This window comes from Tenacibaculum profundi (genome assembly GCF_057162725.1).
The window spans coordinates 3,162,877-3,183,665 of the sequence record NZ_CM169894.1; the positions used below are offsets into that span (position 1 = coordinate 3,162,877).

At 30.1% G+C, this 20,789-nt stretch carries 3 protein-coding genes; all 3 read left to right on the top strand.

Features of this window, described 5'->3' with window-relative positions; all coding sequences use genetic code 11:
* The first annotated feature begins 582 nt into the window (after positions 1-582).
* The 3 genes from AC2GW8_RS12885 to AC2GW8_RS12895 all read left to right on the top strand — a co-directional run bounded on the left by AC2GW8_RS12885 (position 583) and on the right by AC2GW8_RS12895 (position 20,749).
* Positions 583-945 (top strand): hypothetical protein, encoded by a 363-nt coding sequence (locus AC2GW8_RS12885; protein WP_440880281.1) that lies wholly within the window; start codon positions 583-585, stop codon positions 943-945.
* Between the two features lie 1,630 nt (positions 946-2,575).
* Positions 2,576-12,499 carry a non-ribosomal peptide synthetase gene (locus AC2GW8_RS12890; protein ID WP_440880282.1) on the top strand — a complete coding sequence of 3,308 codons (9,924 nt, stop codon included), beginning with the start codon at positions 2,576-2,578 and terminating at the stop codon, positions 12,497-12,499.
* A gap of 108 nt (positions 12,500-12,607) precedes the next feature.
* The gene (locus AC2GW8_RS12895) at positions 12,608-20,749 is read left to right on the top strand and encodes a non-ribosomal peptide synthetase (protein WP_440880283.1); all 8,142 of its coding nucleotides are present in this window, start codon (positions 12,608-12,610) and stop codon (positions 20,747-20,749) included.
* The last annotated feature ends 40 nt before the right edge of the window (positions 20,750-20,789 follow it).

Below are 20,789 nucleotides of genomic sequence, written 5' to 3' on the forward strand. Positions count from 1 at the left end.
AATTAATAATTAAATTAGATTTTCTCATAATTTAAAAAAAGTAAAAGCAGTTATTGATTTAAATTAATGGGACGTTTTAGGTTAGTTGTATAATACAAATAAAACCCGCTCAAAATTGAGCGGGAAAATTGCTATGAAAAAGAAAAGTCCAAAGACGTCTCTAAGGACAGTCTCAAATGTATTATTATTCTTTGGATAAAACCAATAAATTTGGCTATAATTTTCAAGAGGCTCAAAAATTAAATTAAGCCCAATTTTAAATCACCTAATTACTATGTTTTTAACAGGCAATAAATTAAAATAAACGAGTCCAAATTACGAATGACAAGCATCTGTTTCTTCATTTTTTATTATTAATTCTTTAAAAAAAATGATGTTAAATAAACATTAGAATTTTAACTGGTTTTGATAAAATGAATACTTATTAGTAAAAGTATAAGCTCATATTGAAAGCATGAAAAGTTATGTTTTATTAAAGTATGGTTATAATAATAGTATCTATCACAACAAAAAAACAGAAATACTGTTATACAGATTTTAAAGTAAAATCAAGTCTTTTAAAACATATATATATTATTTATCATGATTTGGAGTATTTTAATGTTATTGATTGTATTCTTGTTTTTTTTAACAAAATCAAAAATAGAGTATTGTAAATTAAGAAATCATTCCAAAAAAATCGAAGTAGAGGTTGTAGAATATAGAAAAGAAAATGGAGGAATGAAAAATGAACGAAAAAGTTTAAGCTATCCCTATGTGAGAATTAAAACAGAAAAAGATGAGTATGGCATTGTCAAATTACAATTTGCAAATAATTTTAAAAAGCCATTTAAAATAGGAGAAAAGATATTTGTTTTTTTGTATTTAGGCGATTTACTATATTGGAATGCTTATGATAATGAGATATATAAATATTTACCAGAAAGTTGGAGGATTACTAAATAGAACAATTACCAGATAAAATAAAAAGTGAAGCAATAAGTATAAATTTTTAGTTTTCTCTAAAGAATTATCTGCAAATTATAATTCGAAAAATTGATAAAATTCTAACTAATCATAGTCCATTTGTTAGGAGCAACTAAATTGATTAGCCTACAAGAGTTACTTAGAGAAAGAATTAAAGGTATTTTTGTTTGATCAAAAATTAAGTTTTAAAGATTTTTCCATAGGTAAATCTTATTTAGATGAATATTATGAATTTGCTTTAATGATAATGATTGCTTTTAGTATATTAATAAGAGTTTAAAAATCAAAATTTTGTATTGAACTCAGGTAGTAATAAACAAATTTAACTTACAGAGCCCAATTTTTCTAAAAGTAAAACTTCTAATGGTAGAAGGCTGTAAAATTTTAGAGTTAAAAATAGAAGTATCAAAACCTATTTATTAGTTGTACTTTATTTAACTTAAATAGTTAGGTGGAATATTTTGGAGAAAATTCAAAGACAATGTTTTTGAAAAAAAGTTGATGATAAAATGATTTTTAATTACAAAGTTTACAAGTTTTATAGATGAACCATATAAACATATAGACTATAAATAAGTTTTTCTTGTCATCTTTTTTAAATTAAAAACAGCTAATAACCCTAGGCTTAATGACGTAAAACCCGAGGTATAAAAATAGTGATATCACTATTTTTTTTTTCATTAACCTTTTGTAGGTTTGGAATAATGCAATAAAAAACATGATTTTTTTAAATTAATGGCATATAAAATAAATACTAAATTTTAATAAAATACTTAATATAAAATTAACTTTTTAAAATTATTTCTATATAAATTATAAAAGATTTTATAATTTAAAAATAAGAGAGGAGGTACATTAATCTTATCTCATAGTTTATTGAATAGAAATGTTGTGTCTTTAAATAGTTTAAAATGATGATATAAGTTGGTACGTATAAGTTGTTCTAAAAACATAGCTGAATTAAGATCTTCAACAATTATAAAATAAAGACTTAATATTTTGTATACGGGTAACATAATCGAAAAAAGAGGTGATAAATAATTTGAATATCAATAAAATAAATATAAAATTTTCAATTTTTTAAGTTTGCCTGATAACCAATGAGAATGGCAATCCATCTCTGTTAAGTCGCTTTTAAGTATCACATCATCAAAAGTATGTCATGTTAATATAATCATATTGTAGTTTTATATAGAAAAATGATGCTTGTATGTACATCAATTTCTTATATATGGTTTTTTATCATGTAGATGATATTTCTACTATACTAAAATCAAAGTAAAAGTCATATTTAATGAAGCTTCTCAAGTTTAAAAAAATAATTTTTGCGAGTTGAGGGATGAACAGTTGTGTTGATAATTGATAATATTTTAAGTGAAATATAAGAAAATCTACAGGTGGTTACACCTTATTATACCAAGGGGTTAAAAGCTTAAAATTGAAAAAGAACACTAATAAATTAACTGTTTTTCATTTTAGCGGTATTAAAAAGCTATATAAAACTGATTATAATTCTAAATACAAACTATTAAAACAGCTGTAAAGATAAATAATATACGTGTCGAAAGTCATTTTTACTTTCACAAACTATAAAACATTAACGAGCCATATGACCAAACTTAGTAATACAAACGATAATAAAAAAAAGGCATTAAAAAAAAATAAAAGCCTCACAAAATTTTCTATTAATGACACATTGGTTTTTAGACAAAAAACGAACTATCAAAAAAAAACCATTAAAATAGACTCACTAAGAAACATAAAGAATGAGTCTGATGACAGTATTAATTCTGGTAAAAGAGAAAAAATTAGTTGGCCAACTAATGCCCTTCCGTCTTTTGTGCAAGGAAAGAATTTAATGATACCATCAGATCATAAATATAAATTAGAGGACTTATTGAATAAAGCTGCCAACCAGCCCTTAACAAAAGGGATCCACTTTATAAATAGTGAAAATAAGGAACGGTTTATTAGTTATAATAGTCTTTATTTGGAAGCTCAGCAAAGGGCTTATGGGCTCCAAAAAAAAGGTATTCAAAGTGAGGATGTGGTTATAATGCAATATCATGAAAATGATGAGTTTTTAATCACATTTTGGGCTCTTATTTTTATAGGTGCCATCCCTACTCCTATGGGGGTTTTAAAAGACTTAAGAATAGAAAGTAGTGATGTAAAGAGATTAAAAAATGTTTCAGAACTATTAGATTTTCCTAAAATATTGTGCGATGAACTTCAAGAAGAAAAATTAAAGAATGTATTACAAGTTTGGGATGAGCTTTTTGAGAAGGATTCTAAAAACCCAGTTGTTATTAATACTGATTCATTAAAAAAAGAAGGGATTTTAGAGCCTAATTATAGAATTGATAGCGATTCAATAACCTTACATTTACTTACATCTGGAACTACTGGTAAACCAAAGTGTGTGCAGCATAGTCATAGAACATTATGTACCCATGTAGTTATTAATTCACAGGGTTTTGAATTAGAAAGTAACAGTGTTCATCTTAATTGGATGCCCCTAGACCATGTTGGAGGTATTGTTATGTCTCATTTACAAGCTTTGTATAAGCAATGTATTCAAGTACAAATTAATGTAAATCTCTTTGGGGCACAACCATCAAGATGGTTAGATTGGATAGAAAAATATAAAATAACACATACATGGTCTCCTAATTTTTCTTTTAATATCATAACTCAGCACATAAATAGTCAGAAAGAAAGAAAATGGAATTTAAGTTCTTTGAAAAGCATTTTAAATGCAGGAGAGCAAGTAACTAGCGCCGTTTGTCATGATTTTTTAAAGGCATTAGCTAAATTTGGTTTAAAAGATTCAGTTATGCAAGCAGGTTGGGGAATGTCAGAAACCTCTTCTGTCATGACAATAAATGATAAAATAACAGCTTTTAAAACAAAATCAGGAATACAAGGGATTGTCGGTTTTACAGAAGAAGGAGTAGTAATACCATCAGAAGAAGACTCTATAAACAAACAATTACTAGTTGAAATAGGAGAGCCTTTACCGGGAATTAGTATAAGGATAGTTAATGATAATTTACAGATTGTACCTCAAGGGGTTAAAGGACGGTTACAGGTTGCTTCTCCAACTCTAATGAGAGGTTATCGTAATAATGAAAAAGCAAATAAAGAAAGTTTTGTAGGTGATGGCTGGATGGATACTGGCGATGTTGCTTTTATGATAAATGATAGGCTAACTATTTCAGGAAGGGAAAAAGATATGATTATAATAAATGGGATTAATTATGCCTGCTATGATATTGAAGAAATATGTGAAAGTGTTTTTGGAGTAGAGGAAAATTGGTCCGTAGCCTGCAGTATTCCAAATGAAGAGGATGGGTCGGATGTTCTAGCAATATTTTTTGTTTGTAGTGGTACAGAACCTACTTTTATGACTGGTGTAATTACTCAAATTAAAGAGAAAATAACAGCTCAATTAGGTATTACACCAGAGTTAATAATTCCTATTGAAAAGAAAGATATTCCGAAAACAAATATTGGCAAAAAGCAAAGAGCAGCTGTTATAAGAAGTTATTTAGATAATAATTTTATTGAAGGAGAATCTTTTTATCAAACTAATAATAATTCAAAGAATACTATTCCAAACTGGTTTTCGCATATAGATTGGCAAGAAAAAAAGCTTATTAGAAATACAACTAAATCGAAACTACTAATTTGTTCTAAAAACTCGGATTGGAAAGACATAAAAAAAGGAAAAGTATTTGAAAATTGGCAAGGTTTAGTAAATGAATTAAATAAAAATGAGGAAAGTAAAAATATCGTAATTGATTTTACAGATAGAAAAGAGAATTTAGAATTCCAATTTTTAGCAATGTTAAAAGTATTTGATAAGGTGCAGAGCAGCATTGATAAAATATTGGTAATAACTAAGAATTTAATACCACATTTACAAAAAGATAGTACTTCTGGAATATCTGGAGTTTCGGGATTAATTAAAACATTACCACATGAGTTTGAACATATTAGATTAACCACTCAATTAGATGTTGATATTTTTAATAAAGACACTATAAAAACAATCATAAAAGAAGTAGAGAATGAAGAAGAAAACTGTTTGGTCTTAATCCGGAATAAACAGCGTTATGAGTTTGGATTAAAAAAATCAAGAGCTATTGAAGATGGAAGTTTTATAGATAAAAAATTACCACTTGAGCGAAATGGATTTTATTTAATTACTGGAGGGTTAGGTGGAGTTGGATTCCGTTTAGCGCACTTTTTAATTAAAGAATACAATGCCAAAATTTTAATTTCTGGTAGAAAAGCAAAAGAAGAATTAAAAGGAGAAAGTTTAAGTAAATGGGTTGATTTACAAGAAATAACAAGTGAAGTCTATTATACAAATGTTAACCTATCTTCTTATGAGGATCTTGAAAAAGAAATAAAAAACCTAGAGGCTAACTATAACCAAACTTTAGATGGAATATTTCATTTTGCAGGAATAATACAAGAAATTCTGTTGAAAGATTTAACAAAAAGTCAGTTAGAAGAAATGTATTTAGCTAAAGTGGAAGGAACAAAAAACTTGAGTAAACTGCTAGATTGTAGAAAAGAATGTTTATTAATCACTACCTCATCAGCTAGAGCGATCAAATCAGGAATGACAGTAGGAACCTACGCTGCTGCAAGTGATTTTGTAGAGAATTATACTACGAAACTGCATCTGGAAGGCAAAAAAGCCTATTGCTTTAGTTGGAGTTTATGGGATGGTGTCGGTATGGGAAAAGACTTAGCGATTAAACAAGTTTTAGCTTCTAGAGGGTATTTGCCTATGCCCGTTGAAAAAGCTTTTGCATCAATGCTAATAGGATTAAGGTTACATCAACCAGTAACCTATATAGGTCTTGATAGCAATGCGCATGAAATAGCTAGCTTATTAAATGAAACAACTGAAAGAAATGAAATTAAAACATTACTTTTTACTACGGATGACGATTCCATAGAAATTACTGAGGTTTTAAAAGAGTTTAGGAAAGATAAAAAAAGAGCAAAATCATTTCATGTTTTAAGAGTTACGCAAATACCTTATAAGGAGAATGGGGAAGTTGATTCGGAAAGAATTAATAGTTTATTAACGGCGAAACAAAAACAGTTTCAAGCACCCGAATCTATAACAGAGCAAAAATTAGCTGAAGTATGGAAATTAATTTTAAATATAGACTCAGTAAGTAAGACGGATAATTTTTTCTCATTGGGAGGAGATTCTTTAAAAGCAACAAGTTTAATAACCAAAATAAAAGAAGAATTCAATACAATTGTTAAAATTGAGCAATTATTTGAACTGGCAGAGTTGCAATCATTAGCAAAATTAATAGAGACGAACTCAGAAGAAAGTAATCAACTAAAGATTGAAGTAAAAAGAAGAACAAGTTTTCCTTATAAACTACCAATGTCATTGGCACAAAAGAGACAATGGTTTACATATATGTATGCACCAGAAAGTCCACTTTATGTAAATGCATTTTCATTACTATTTAACGGTAAGTTAAATGTTGAAATACTGAAGTCTACATTAAATATTATTGTAAAAAGGCATGAAGGGTTAAGAACTAATTTTAACATTGACTCAGAAAGTAATTTATGGCAAATTATTAAAGAGCCTTATCTTATTAATTTATCTATTATTGATTTAAGCCCTTTATCTATTCAAGAACAAGAAAAGGAGATCAATAAATTAAGAGAAGAGGAGAGTAATAAGGTTTTTCTTTTAGAAGAAGACAAAATGTTACGATGTAAGCTCATAAGAATTTCAGAAGAAAAGAATGAGTTGCTATTTTCAATACACCACATTGTCTCTGACGGATGGTCTGCAGGTGTTTTTGTTCGAGATTTACAGGCTTTATATGTAGCAAAAGCTAACAATTTAAAATTAGAGCTACCTGAATTAGCATTTCAGCCAGCAGATTTTGGAATATGGCAAGAAAATAATTGTAATATGGGAATTTATGATGAATCCATATCCTATTGGAAAAATCAATTGTTAAATACACCTAAAGTATTAGATTTTCCTTTTGATTACATACGCCCTGCAAGCCAAACATATAATGGAAGTGCCCAAATTTTATCATTAGACATAGATTTAAGCAAAAGGTTAAAGGCGTTTTCAGAAGAGAAAGGATGCACTTTATATATGACCATGATTTCTGCTTTTGCAATTTTAATCAAAAAGTATAGTAGGCAAGAGGAAATAGTTTTAGGGTCATTAATTGCTAATCGTCAAGATGCAACTATTGAGAAGCTTATTGGTTTTTTTGTAAATACATTGGCTATTAACTTTGACATGTCTGAAAACTTGAGTTTTGAGGAATTTTTACAGCAAACAAAAAAAGTAATTTTAAATGCATGGAAGCATCAAGATTTACCATTTGATAGATTAATTGATGAATTAGATGTAGAGAGAGAAGCCTCAATGCATCCATTGTTTCAATTTTTATTTGTTCAACAAAATGCACACGAGCAAAAAGTTGATTTAGGAGGGCTTAATGCCGAATTTATAATTCATGATCAAGAGGCAACGAGATTTGATTTAGAGTGTCATGTTTTTGATAGAGAAGCGCATGTAGATGTAAAAATTATATATAATACAAACTTGTTTAATTCAGCTACTATACATCAATTTTTAGAGCAATATGAAACAGTTCTAAATGCTGTTATAACTTCACCAGCGCTGTCAATAAATGAACAAAGCGTTTTACCAAAAACGCAAGAACATATTATTTTAAAAAAATGGAACAAAGAAATAAACTTTAATACTAAAGAAGCAACTGTTCAAGAACTTTGGTATGAACAGGTAGAAAAAAGAGGTGATGCTATAGCATTAAAAGGCTTAAAGAGAGAATATAGTTATCAATGGGTAAATACGTTTACCAACACAATTGCTAGCATAATACAAAACAAAGGAATTGAAAGCAAAACACCAATAGGATTATTATTCGATAGAGAAGACGAATTGTACCTCTCTATATTAGCTACTGTGAAATTAGGAGCAGTTTATATACCTATAGATCCAAGCTATCCAGAGGAAAGGATAAAGTGGATGATTGAGGATACCAAAGTTTCAATGATTTTATGTAGTTATCGTTTAGTAGATGTAGCTAAAGAACATAGCTCTGAAATTTTTGTAGTTGATGCTGATCTTATTTATGATAAAGAATCACTTAACGTAAACGATATAGTTGCCACAACAGAAGATCCTATATATATAAATTATACTTCAGGATCAACAGGAAAACCGAAAGGGGTGGTAGTACCTCAAAGAGGTATTTTAAGAACAGTAGTAAATAGCGAGTATACTGATTTTCATGAAAACGATGTTTTTCTTCAATTAGGAAACACAACTTTCGATGCCTTTACATTAGAAATATGGGGTGCATGGTTAAACGGAGGAAAACTTGTAGTTATTTCAAAAGATGACATATTAAACATACAAAAGCTATCAGAAATTATAGAGAGTGAAAAAATTACAGCTGGCTTTATGACTGTCACTTTATTTAATTCTTTAATTGATTTTAATCCTAAAGTTATCAAAACCTACGAGAAATTATTGATTGGAGGAGAGGCGATATCTGTTAGTCATGTAAGAAAGGCTCTAGAATACTTACCAAAAGGATTAATGAATGGATATGGTCCAACAGAGAATACTGTTTTTACAACCACATACCCGATTGATAAAGTTGTAGATAGACAGGTTTCTATTCCTATTGGATATCCTTTAAGGAATTCTAGGGTTTATATTCTAAATAAAAATAAAGAATTAGTACCACCAGGTGTTCCAGGAATTATCTATGCAGCAGGTAAAGGTATAGCTCTATCTTACTTAAATAACCCAGAAGCTACTCAAGAAAAATTTATTGAGGACCCTTTTGTAAAGCAAGGATTAATGTACCATACAGGAGATCTAGGAAGATGGCTTCCAGATGGTAGCATTGAATACTTGGGTAGGTTAGATAAGCAAGTAAAGATTAGAGGACACAGAATTGAATGTGGTGAAATCGAGACTAAAATTAATGATCATATAGATGTAAAAGATTCAGTAGTTGAAGTTTTTGTTGATCCAGCAGGAAATAAAAAATTAGCAGCATGGATTGTATTTAATAAGGAAGATAAAATAAATGAAATTCAATCTTATTTATTAGAAGAACTTCCGGGTTATATGGTACCAAGTTATTATACAACTATTGATACAATACCGTTAAATAATAATGGAAAAGTAGATAAGAAACAATTGCCTAACCCAGAATTAGGTACCATAAATGATCAAGTATTAGTTATGGCAGTAACAAAAGAACAACAAATATTATCTGAGGTATGGAAGAAAGTTTTAGGACTAAATGAAGTTAGTATAAAATCTGAATTTTTCTCATTAGGTGGTGACTCTATTGTAGTGGTGCAGATGATATCTAAATTAATGATAAAGGGGTATCAAATAAAACCAAAGCAAGTTTTTCAATTAAAAACTATTGAAAAGCTTGCAGAAGTAATGTTACCTGTAAGCAACAGATATTTAAAAGATCAAGGACAATTAAAAGGAAAAGTTCCTTTAGGTCCAATTCAAGAATGGTTCTTTGGTTTTAATAAAGAGGATGTTAGTCATTGGAACTTACCTGTTTTAGTCTCTTTAAAAACTAAGCCATCAGAAGAGCGTCTAAAAACAGCTTTAAATAGATTGGCAATACACCATGACATGTTAAGAGCTAAATATAAAAAAAATGGAAAAGAAAATTGGGAGCAGTTCGTATCAGAAAATATAACTCCAACTGTCATTGAATTTGTTACTTTAACTAATATCAAAAATCAAGAAAAGAAGCTATTAAAGCATGCAGAAAAAGTTCAAGAATCACTAAATATAAAAGAAGGAGTGTTATGCAAAGCAGTTGTATATGAGGTGGATGAAAATGATTTTAAACTGTTTTTATGTTTGCATCATTTGGTGGTAGACGGAATCTCGTGGCGGATTTTAATAGAAGACTTATTTTTATTATTAGAGAATCCGGAAGCAAAATTACCTCCTAAAACATCTTCTTTTAAGTCGTGGCAAGAAGCACTAAATAATTATAAAAGTAAACAGTTTAAAACACAAAAAAGATATTGGGAAAAGGTACAAGAGCAAATAGAAAATCAACAACTTTTAACAGAAATTAACTTTTCAAATAAAGATATAGAAGGAGATGCTTTTGAAGAAACCATACACTTAACCCGCAAAGAAACGAGTCAATTAATTAATAAAGTTCATCAAGTTTATAAAACAAATTATAATGACATTTTACTAATGGCTTTATCTAAGGCTATCCATGAGTTAACTTCTATCAATGATTTTATTGTAACTTTAGAAGGGCATGGTAGAGAATATATAAAAGATACTGTTGATGTTAGTAGAACAGTTGGATGGTTTACAACTGCTTATCCAGTAATTATTGCAAATAAACATGAAGCTAGTTTAAAAGAACAAATTCTAGGTGTTAAAAATATTCTTGGAAGCATACCAGAAAAAGGATTAGGTTACGGTTTATTAGAGAAAAAAGAGAACATTAAAACCCAAATTTGTTTTAACTATTTAGGCAGGTTAGATCAGTCTGAACGATCTTTTGAATTAGCACCTAACGCAACAGGGAAATTTCACGCTCCGACAGCAGTTAGGCCTTATCCAATAGAATTAAATTGTTGGATAAATGATGCAATTTTTACAGTAAAAGTTACAACTCCAGGTTATACAACGAAGTATAAAACATTAGGCGAATTATTTATAAAACATCTAAGGTTAATAATTAATCATTGCATAACAACAACAGAATTTAGCTATCAGGCAACTGATTTTAGTGGTGTGGAACTTTCCGAGAAAGAACTAAACTTACTGCCTTCAGGTATTAAGGATGTGTATCCTTTAACAAAAAACCAAGAAGGTATGTTGTATCAACATATTAATTACCCAAAGGCAAAAGTATATTTGACTCAAGTAAAGCAAGAGTTAATAGGTAAAGTAAATAAAGAAATTTTTCAAAAAGCAATTGAACAGGTTGTACAAAGTTACGACAATCTTAAAACTCAGTTTATTTGGGAAAATTTCAGAATTCCAGTTCAATTAATACATAATAATGTCAAAGCAGATATTAAATATACAAATTTTAGAAATAAAAAAAATCAACAAAAATATTTGCAAGAATTTCTAGATAATGATTTGAATAATTCATTTAATCTAGCCAATTTAACTACTCCAAGATTTAACCTTTTAGAATTAGAAGAAGAGCAGTCATTATTAGTTGTAAGCTTCCATCATATCATCTTGGATGGTTGGAGTTTATTTTTAGTTTTAAATGCAATCATAGATACCTATCATAACTTGTGTAATAACAGTAATTATGTACTGACAATTAATGCTAAATTTAACTTTAAGAACTACATATTAAAATACGGTAAAACCACCATCAATGAAGCGTTTTGGCAAAGATATTTAAGAGGGGTAGAGCCAATACCTGAGTTATCTTCAGAAGATAGAGAAAAAGGATTGATGAATAAAATTCGACAGGAATCAATTACTATTCCCCCTCATGAAACAGTGCAATTAAAAAAAATAGCTCAATTACAAGGTGTAACTTTAAACACAATGCTTCAAACAGCTTGGGCATTAACATTAGCTCAGTTTAAAGGTGTTAAAGATATATTATATGCCACAACTTTTTCAGGAAGGCTACCAGATTTTGAAGGAATAGATGAGGTTTCTGGGATGTTAATTAACAGCTTACCTTTAAGAGTAAATTTACATAATCAATATGAAACTATTTTAGAATTATGTAAAAGAATTCAGGGAATTGTGTTTGAGTTAAATGATTATCAGTTGGTTGAATTGAATGATGCCTACAGCGCGGCTAAGCTAGATGTATCAAGACAATATTTTGATTCAATTTTAGTCTTTGAAAATTATGTTAATGAGTCAAACACTGACCATAATTTGATTAAAATAGGAGAGACAACGGCTTATGAACATACTAATTTCCCCTTAAGTCTTGTCATTATACCAGAAGAAGATATATTGATCAGGTTATCATATCAAAGTCATATTTATTCAGAACATACTGTAGTTAGGTTACTAAATCAATTGAAAGTGATGTTGTATCAAATAGCAGAAAATATGAATGACTCGGTATTACGAGCACTTAATTTAACTCAAAATGAGGATACTTTTATAGTTGATGCACAAAACATAAGAATACACACTTTATACGAAGATCAAGAGGAAATCTATAGTATTCTAGACAAAGAAGAAGGAGCTCAGGTTTTTATATTGAATGAATCATTAGAAGAAATCAAAAATACAGAACAAATAGGAGAAATTTATTTATTAATAAATAATCCCATTGAAAGTTGTGGAGATTGGGGAGAATGGATGGAAGAAAATAAGATAGAAAATCCAACATTTAAAGGTTCATATTTGTATCCAACAGGAGATACAGGCAAGTGGAATAAAGATTCAACAATACAAATTCTAGAACTAGATGAGTACTAGATTCAAAAATATATTGAAATCATGTCTCTTTTTTCACCTATTTAGTAGGTGAGCTGAAGAGACCTGATTCAATTTTAACCAAACACAATCTTAAAAAATTACTACTATATGATGTTAACAACAAAAGCTAAAAAAGACACTAGTCTTATAAGGATTCATGGAAAAAGGTTTGATCTTTTGAAAATGACTTACAAGTTAATCGCAACGACTCAGATAAAAAATGCCTATCTTCTTCCTATTAAAAAAGACAAGGAAATCATAGCTTTAGTAGCTTGTATTGTTTCTGAAAGATTACTAAGTATATCAGACCTTACAAAGATTGATGACTTTTATAAGTTAAAAGATAAATTACATATTATTCATAAAGATACATTACCACTAACATCAAGTGGTAAAATAGATACGTTATTATTAAAACAGGATCTAGAACAACATATAAATAACCTTATAGCTACAAGTTCCCATAATTTGTTATTGAATGATAGTTGTTTATTACTAAAAGAAGTTGCAAACTATACCCAACCATTGCATCAATGGGATATTTCCTTAAATCCATTTAAAGAAGTTACATACACGCATAAAGAAGATTATTTATATAACGGAGATAAAGCTGAAAGCATTCCTTTAGCACACACCATAGGTCCAGAACTTAAATTACCAGAAGGCGCTCCTAAAACTCTAAAAGATGCATTAATTGGTACCGCTAAAAAATATCCACAGAGAGGTATTCAATTTATTTTGGATGATGGAAGTAGAGATTTTATTAGCTATGAAAGTTTATTAGTAAAAGCCCAAAAAGCATTAGCTGTATTTAGAAGTAAAGCAGTTAAGCCAGGAGATACTGTCATTCTTAACCTGGTAGATAATCGATTCTTTATAGAGGCATATTGGGGATGTATTCTAGGAGGTTTTTTACCCACTCCAGTGGGCGCCATCAGTGAATTTAAAAAAGAAAATGCCATAGTCCAAAGATTGGCAAATGTATGGAGGTTACTAGATAAACCTTTGGTAGTAGTTAATAAAGGCGATTTAGAAAAACTAAATTCTATAAAAGAAATATGGGGAGAAGAACCGCTAGAAGGAATAGAAGCTGAAGATTTTATGAAGGCAGAAGCTGATGAAGATGTGTTTGAGGCACAACCTGAATCACCCGCTATTCAATTGTTAACTTCAGGTAGTACGGGTGTTCCTAAGTGTATTTTACATAGAAACAAAACATTGGTGAATAGAATGTGGAGTAGTAAAACACAAGATTTTGGAAAAGAAGATGAAATTTCATTAAGCTTCCTTCCAATGGATCATGTAGGTGGATCACTAATGTTTTCTGCCAGAGATATTTATTTTGGATATCATCAAATAAATGTAAAAGTAAATCGATTCTTAGAAAATCCCACAAGATTGTTAGATTGGGTAGATGAGTTTAAAGTAACGATGACTTGGGGAGCTAATTTCGTTTTTGCACTTGTTAATGAACATGAAAATGAAATTCAAAAAGGAAGCTGGAACTTATCAAGCTTGCATCACATTATGAATGCTGCTGAGGCAGTGACTACAAACGTATGCCAAAAGTTTTTAGAGTTATTAACACCTTTTGGGCTCCCAAAGAGCGCTATGCAACCGAGTTTTGGTATGTCTGAAACAAGCTCATGTATATTAGTAAGTCATGAAATGAGGGCAGGAATGAAGTCGACAGGCGTAGCAATCGTAGAAAAAAGTTCTATGAATGGTTTACTAAAAGTGGCAACTCCAGATGATATAGAAAAAGGAATTGATGAAAATATTTATGCTTCTTTGCCTCATTGTGGTAAGATAGCGCCTGGTTCTGAAGCAAGAATTACTGACAAAAAAAACAATGTAATTCCAGAGGGAGTAATTGGTCGTTTACAGATTAAAGGAGCTACCATAATGGATGGTTATGTAGATAACCCGAAAGCAAATAAAGAAGCTTTTATAGGTAATGGCTGGATGAATACAGGTGATTTAGGTTTTATCTTAAATGAGAATGTATACATAACGGGGAGAGAAAAGGATTTAATTATTATCAATGGTGCTAACTTTTTATCTTTTGAAATAGAAGCGGTAATTGATGAAGTTCCTGGTGTTAAAAATACATTTTCGGCAGCTACAGGCATTTTTGATCCTTTAGAGGAAACAGAAAAATTAGTAGTGGTATACGTTCCAGAAGGAGAAAAAACATTGAATGAAGAGCTTATAACAATTGAAGCTGTAAAGAAGAGTATTTTAAGAAGTTTTGGATTAGAAGCGAGTTATATCATCCCTTTAGCAGAGGAAGATTTTCCTAAAACAATAAGTGGAAAAATACAAAGAGCTAAAATTAAAAACCGTTTTACTACAAACGAATACGACAAAACGATTAAAGCAATTGATGTATTAGAAAAAAATAAAAGGACAATACCACAATGGTTTGCAAAACCATCATGGCAGCTTAAAAAGTTAACGAACTTTAAAACAAAATCGCAAGAAGGAAAACGATTGTTGTTTGTAAATCAAAATGTTCATTCTGAAGATTTTATAACTGAGAATACGATTGTAATTCAAAAAGGCGAAGACAATGGTATTAAAGATACTTTACAAGGACAAACTTATATTATCAATCCATCATCAAAAGAAGGTTATAAATTGATAAATAATTTGTTGAAAGATGAAAAAATAAATGAAATAATCTACTTGTGGTCATACCAAAAAGAAGCGGTTCCTGTTAATAAAGTGCTTGGGAATCTTCATCATATGCTACAAAGTTTAATACCTTGTTTTACAGAGCATGTAAGGTTGTTAATTATTGTGGAAGATAGAGGGGAAGTAAAGCAATATTTAGGAGAAAATGAAGCCTTATTAGGGTATATAAAAACACTAAACGTTGAGCAAGAAACCGTAAAAGCGCAATTAATTAGTTTAGATAAACTAGATAGGCAAGCTTGTGAAGATATCCAAGATGAAATTCAACAGCCTATTATAGATGAAATTATATCATGGAGAGATTACAATCGATTTGTTTTAAAAATTGAAGCCTTAAGAGAAAAAGAAATAAAAACAAAATTATCATTTGCTGATACAACACAGTTTTACAATCAACAATGGTATATAACAGGAGGCTTTGGTGGCATTGGCGAAATTTTAGTGCCTCATCTACTTAAAAAATATAAGCTTAAGCTAGTTGTTTTGGGTAGAAAAGCATTATCAAGAGAAAGAGGCGATTTATTACAAAAATGGAAAAAGTTAGGAGATGTTTCTTATGAAAAAATAGATTTTGGAAGTGAAAAAGGAATAGAAAATGTAATAGTTAACTCAAAAAAAGAAATAAAGGGCTTCTTTCATTTAGCAGGAGCCTCATTAATTGAAAGCTTTGAAGAACCTCAAAACTATTCAGTGCTGAAACAACCATGGAGCTATATAGAAAGACAAATAAATGTAAAAGTCAGTATTACGGATAAAATTATAAAAGCATTAGGAAAACAAAAAAATAAAAGTCTATTCGTGCAATTTTCGTCTGTTAATGCCTTTTTTGGAGGAAATGGTTTTAGTGCATATTCGGCGGTTACATCTTATCAATCGGGGCTTTCTAATCAATCACCATTTGAAAAAGTATCAATTAAATCAATAGATTGGAGTGCTTGGGCAAAAATAGGAATGAATAAAGCTAGTGAAACTTCACTTTTAGCTAAACAAAGAGGATTCTTAAGCATAGATACTTCCAGTGGTTTGATAAGTTTTGATGTAGCAATGCAACTTGAAGAATCAAGAATTATGGTTGGATTAGATTTGAATAATAAATATATTAAACAAGAAATAATCAACAATGAAACAGAAATAGTTCCGGTATTATATACTACAAAACCGAATGTTCAAGAACTATTGTTACAAAATATAGCTGACCAAAACATAGTATCATGGTTTCAAAATGTTCAAATATTACAGCTATCTAAAATGCCCAAATTAGCTGATGACACCATTAATTCAAAAGAATTATTACGTCTTGATACTAAACAAAAAGTTAGAGAAGTACAAACTTTAGAAGGAGAATTACAAATAGCAATGGCTAAACTTTGGTCAGAGGTTTTAGAAGTACAAGTTACCGATGCAAAAGCTAATTTTTTTGATTTAGGAGGGCATTCAATAAAGGCAATTCAGTTAATATCAAAAATTAACAGTGCTTATAAAATCAATATAAATATGGCACAGCTATTTGAAAATGCTGTCCTTCATAAATTCGTTGATTTTATATCAGGACAAAAGAAAGCGAGTTATAAAAAAATAGCTCAGTACGGTAAAGCAGATAACTATCCATTGAGTCATGCACAAAAAAGAATTTGGACACTCATTGAACTAGAAGGACAAAGTAAATTATATAATATTTTAGGTGTTTGGCAAATTAGCGGCAGTATTAATGTAGAAAAATTAGAAGTCATTTTAGGTATTGTGCTAAGTAGACATCAAAGTTTACAGCTAGGATTTAGACAGGTAAATGGCGAACCAGTAATGTTTGAAAAGAAAAATGCAAAAATACCTTTGGAGTTTATTGATTTCTCTACAGTACCAGCTCAACTAATAACACAAACTTTAGATGATTTAATAAGCCAAGAGAGTGGTGTTGAATACGACTTAGAAAAAGGAGATTTAACACGTGTTAAGTTAGTGAAAATAAAAGAAGAAGAGCAAATATTATTAATAGGTCAACATCATATTATTTCAGACGGCTGGTCATTAAATCAATTGATTGAAGAAATAAATAGTTTATATAATAATACAGCAACAGAGGTTACAGAAAATAGTATTGACTATACAGACTATGTATATTGGGAAAAGGAGCAAAATACTAGTGATGCACAAAATTATTGGAGTAATAGGCTAAAAGATTACTCTAATGTATTGGAATTGCCAGTTGATACTACTAGACCAGCTTTGTATGAATACAAAGGAGATACTCAGATAATTAATTTGCCTCAACAATTACAAAAGGATTTAAGGTTATTGGCAAAAGAAAAACAAACTTCTTTGTATAATGTATTGTTTACGGCTTATGCCATCTTTATCAGTAAAATTACTAATGCGAATGATTTGTTAATAGGTACTCCAGTTGCAGGAAGAAACCACAAAGATTTGAATACTGTTGTTGGCATGTTTGTAAATACATTACCGATAAGAGTTCAAATAGATAATCAATTGAGCTTTGAAGAAAACTTAAAAATAAATACAGGTATACTTCAGCAAGACTTAACCCATGATAATTATCCTTTTGACCAACTATTATCAGATTTGAGTATCGTTAGAGATTTAAGTCGACCTCCACTAATCCAAACATTATTTGGTTTTTTAAGTGCAGATTTATCTATTGATTTTGCAGGCTGTAAAGCGACACCTTTACATGTTAAACACAAAATATCAAAATTTGAATTATCAGTTCAAGTACTTGATCAAGTAGATCAAATAGCTGTTAGCTTTGAATATAATACAAGTTTATTTAAGCCTGACACCATTGATAACTGGCAAAAGCTATTTGTTCAACTATTGAAAGAAATTACAGAATCTTCTTCATTACCTGTATTTAAATACACAATGCTTTCTAACAAAGCCAGCATACAATTAACAGAGACATTCAATCAAACAGAAACACCGTATCCTAAGGAAAGTACAATTTATGAACAATTCTTATTACAGGTAAATAAAAATCCACAGGCTATAGCTGTGCAATTAGAGAATAGATCGGTAACTTATAAAGAGCTAGATGAAAAAGTAAATAAATGGTCCAGAAGTTTACAGTCGCAAGGTGTTGAATGCGGACAGGTATTAGCAATATGTGCTAAAAGTTCTTTAGAACAAATAATTATTTTATTAGCCACGCAACAAATAGGAGTAACTTATGTAGCATTAGATTATGAATTGCCTTTAGAGAGAAGACAGTTTATTTTAGAAGATTCTAACGCTAAATTCTTGGTAATTCAACCTACATTAATGAATAGTATACCTTGGAATAAGGTTCCAATGATTGCATTAACTGAAGAACCCAATAAAAAAGGTATATTAAAAGCAGATTTAACACATGTTAAAGTTACCAGTGAAAGCAATTCTTATATCTGTTATACCTCAGGCTCAACAGGAGTTCCAAAAGGAGTAGTAGTGCCACAAAAAGCTGTTTTACGACTAGTTAAGAATACAAATTATTACAACGTAAAACCAGAAGATAGGTTTATGACAGTAGTAAATTTTGCTTTTGATACATTTACTTTTGAGTTTTGGGCTGCTATTCTTAATGGAGCGTCATATCATATACTAGAAAAAGAAGAAAGATTGAATCTTAAAAACCTGTCTAATTTTCTCATTGATAAAAAAATAACAGTAACCTTTTTTACGGTAACACTTTTTAATCAATTAATAGAACAATATCCTACCTGTATTAGTCATATGAAATGTGTTTTAGTAGGAGGAGAAGAGTTGTCAGTTTATCATATGAAAAAGGCACTTGAGTACTTGCCAAAAGGGCTATATAACGGTTATGGGCCTACAGAAAATACGGCTTTTTCAAATATATTTCCAATAACAGAAGTAAGTCATAAACAAAATTCAATTCCACTTGGAAAACCAATAGCTAACAGTAAATGTTATGTCTTGGATGACTTTTTACAACCTTTACCAATTGGTGTAATAGGTGAAATTTATTTAGCTGGAGATGGGTTAGCGACGGCATACTTAAATAGACCTACTTTAACGGCAGAAAAATTTATAGATAACCCTTTTGTTCCAGCAACAAAAATGTATAAATCTGGAGATTTAGGAAGGTGGACAAAAGATGGCTTTCTTGAGTATTGGGGAAGAATTGATAATCAAGTTAAAATACGAGGATATCGAATAGAGTGTGGAGAAGTGGAGCAAGTAATAAGTGCTATTTGTAAAGGGAAAGATGCAGCGGTGGTTCCTCAAGTAGATAAAAAAGGACATAAAAGATTAGTAGCATACTATACCGATAGTAAAATTTCAATTGAAACGATAATTAAAAGTTTAAAAGAGAAGTTACCCTCGTATATGATTCCTTCAGCTTTTATGTATTTGGACGAACTGCCGAAAAATGCAAACTCTAAATTAGATAGAAAAAGATTACCTAAAATTGAAGTAGCAAAATCTTTGGGGGAGATGGTTGCCCCAAAAACAAACTTGCAGGAACAATTATTTACAGTTTGGAGTGATGTTTTGGGTAGTAGTACATTTGGTATTGAAGACTCTTTCTTTGATTTAGGTGGAGACTCTATTTTAGCAGTTAGCTTAATCGGTAAACTTCAACGAGAAGGAATTCCATTAGACCCTAAAATGATTTTTATGTATCCTACTATTCAAGAACTCTCAGAAGCTATTGAGCAGGGTAAAAATAAAATAAAGCGAACTAGAACAGAAAAGGATTATCTAATGAAATTATCTTCTGGAAGTCAGGATAAGCCAAGAGTTTACTTTTTACCACCAGCGGGAGGAACCTTGATGGGATATATAGAGTTAAGTAGAAATTTAGAAAATGTTGGAGATGTTTATGGGCTTCAAGGACCTGGTTTATTTGAAGATGAAGTACCACAGTTTTTAAGTTATGAGCAAATGCTAGATATATTTGAAAAAGCAGTAAAAGATCACTTTAGACCGGGTGTAGATTATTTTGCTGGGCATTCTTTAGGCGGACACTTAGCCTTTGGACTTACACAGCGAATGGAGAAAAGGGGAATTCCAGCAAAAGGGCTACTCATTTTAGATACAGTTCCAAACATGTATGTTGAGGCAGAAGAAAAAGTAGAAATGTCTCAAGAAGAGTTAAAAATGCTAGCACTAGTTTTAGGAATGGGAAATATGGTTGGAATGCAACCAGACGATTTTAAAAATATGGATTATGAGTCGGCAAAAAAAATCATTATAGACAAAGCAAGAGAAGATGCAACAGTAAAAGAGTTTATGAATAATGAGTATTTAGATAAATATTTACAAATACAAATGAATCATATGCTTTTATCTCAAATGATGGAATTAGATACTACGCCAGTTCATACAAAAGTAACTGTATTTAAAACGGCATTTCACAATGAAGATTTTGAAAACCGATTTGATGAATGGAATGAATTAGCGATCAATCCAGTGCATATAATTCCTGCAGAAGGAAATCACGTAACCATGATAAGACGACCTCATGTGGTTAAGTTAGGAAATCAGATCGATGCACTTCTTCAAGATTTGACCATGGAAATTTTAAACGAAATATAAATTATTGAATACTAAAACATAAAGTAAACTACAGAAACTA

Excerpts from the sequence above, each read along its gene's own strand:
- AC2GW8_RS12885 (WP_440880281.1), top strand. The coding sequence starts at position 583 with ATGATTTGGAGTATTTTAATGTTATTGATTGTATTCTTGTTTTTTTTA.
- AC2GW8_RS12890 (WP_440880282.1), top strand. The coding sequence starts at position 2,576 with ATGACCAAACTTAGTAATACAAACGATAATAAAAAAAAGGCATTAAAA.
- AC2GW8_RS12895 (WP_440880283.1), top strand. The coding sequence starts at position 12,608 with ATGATGTTAACAACAAAAGCTAAAAAAGACACTAGTCTTATAAGGATT.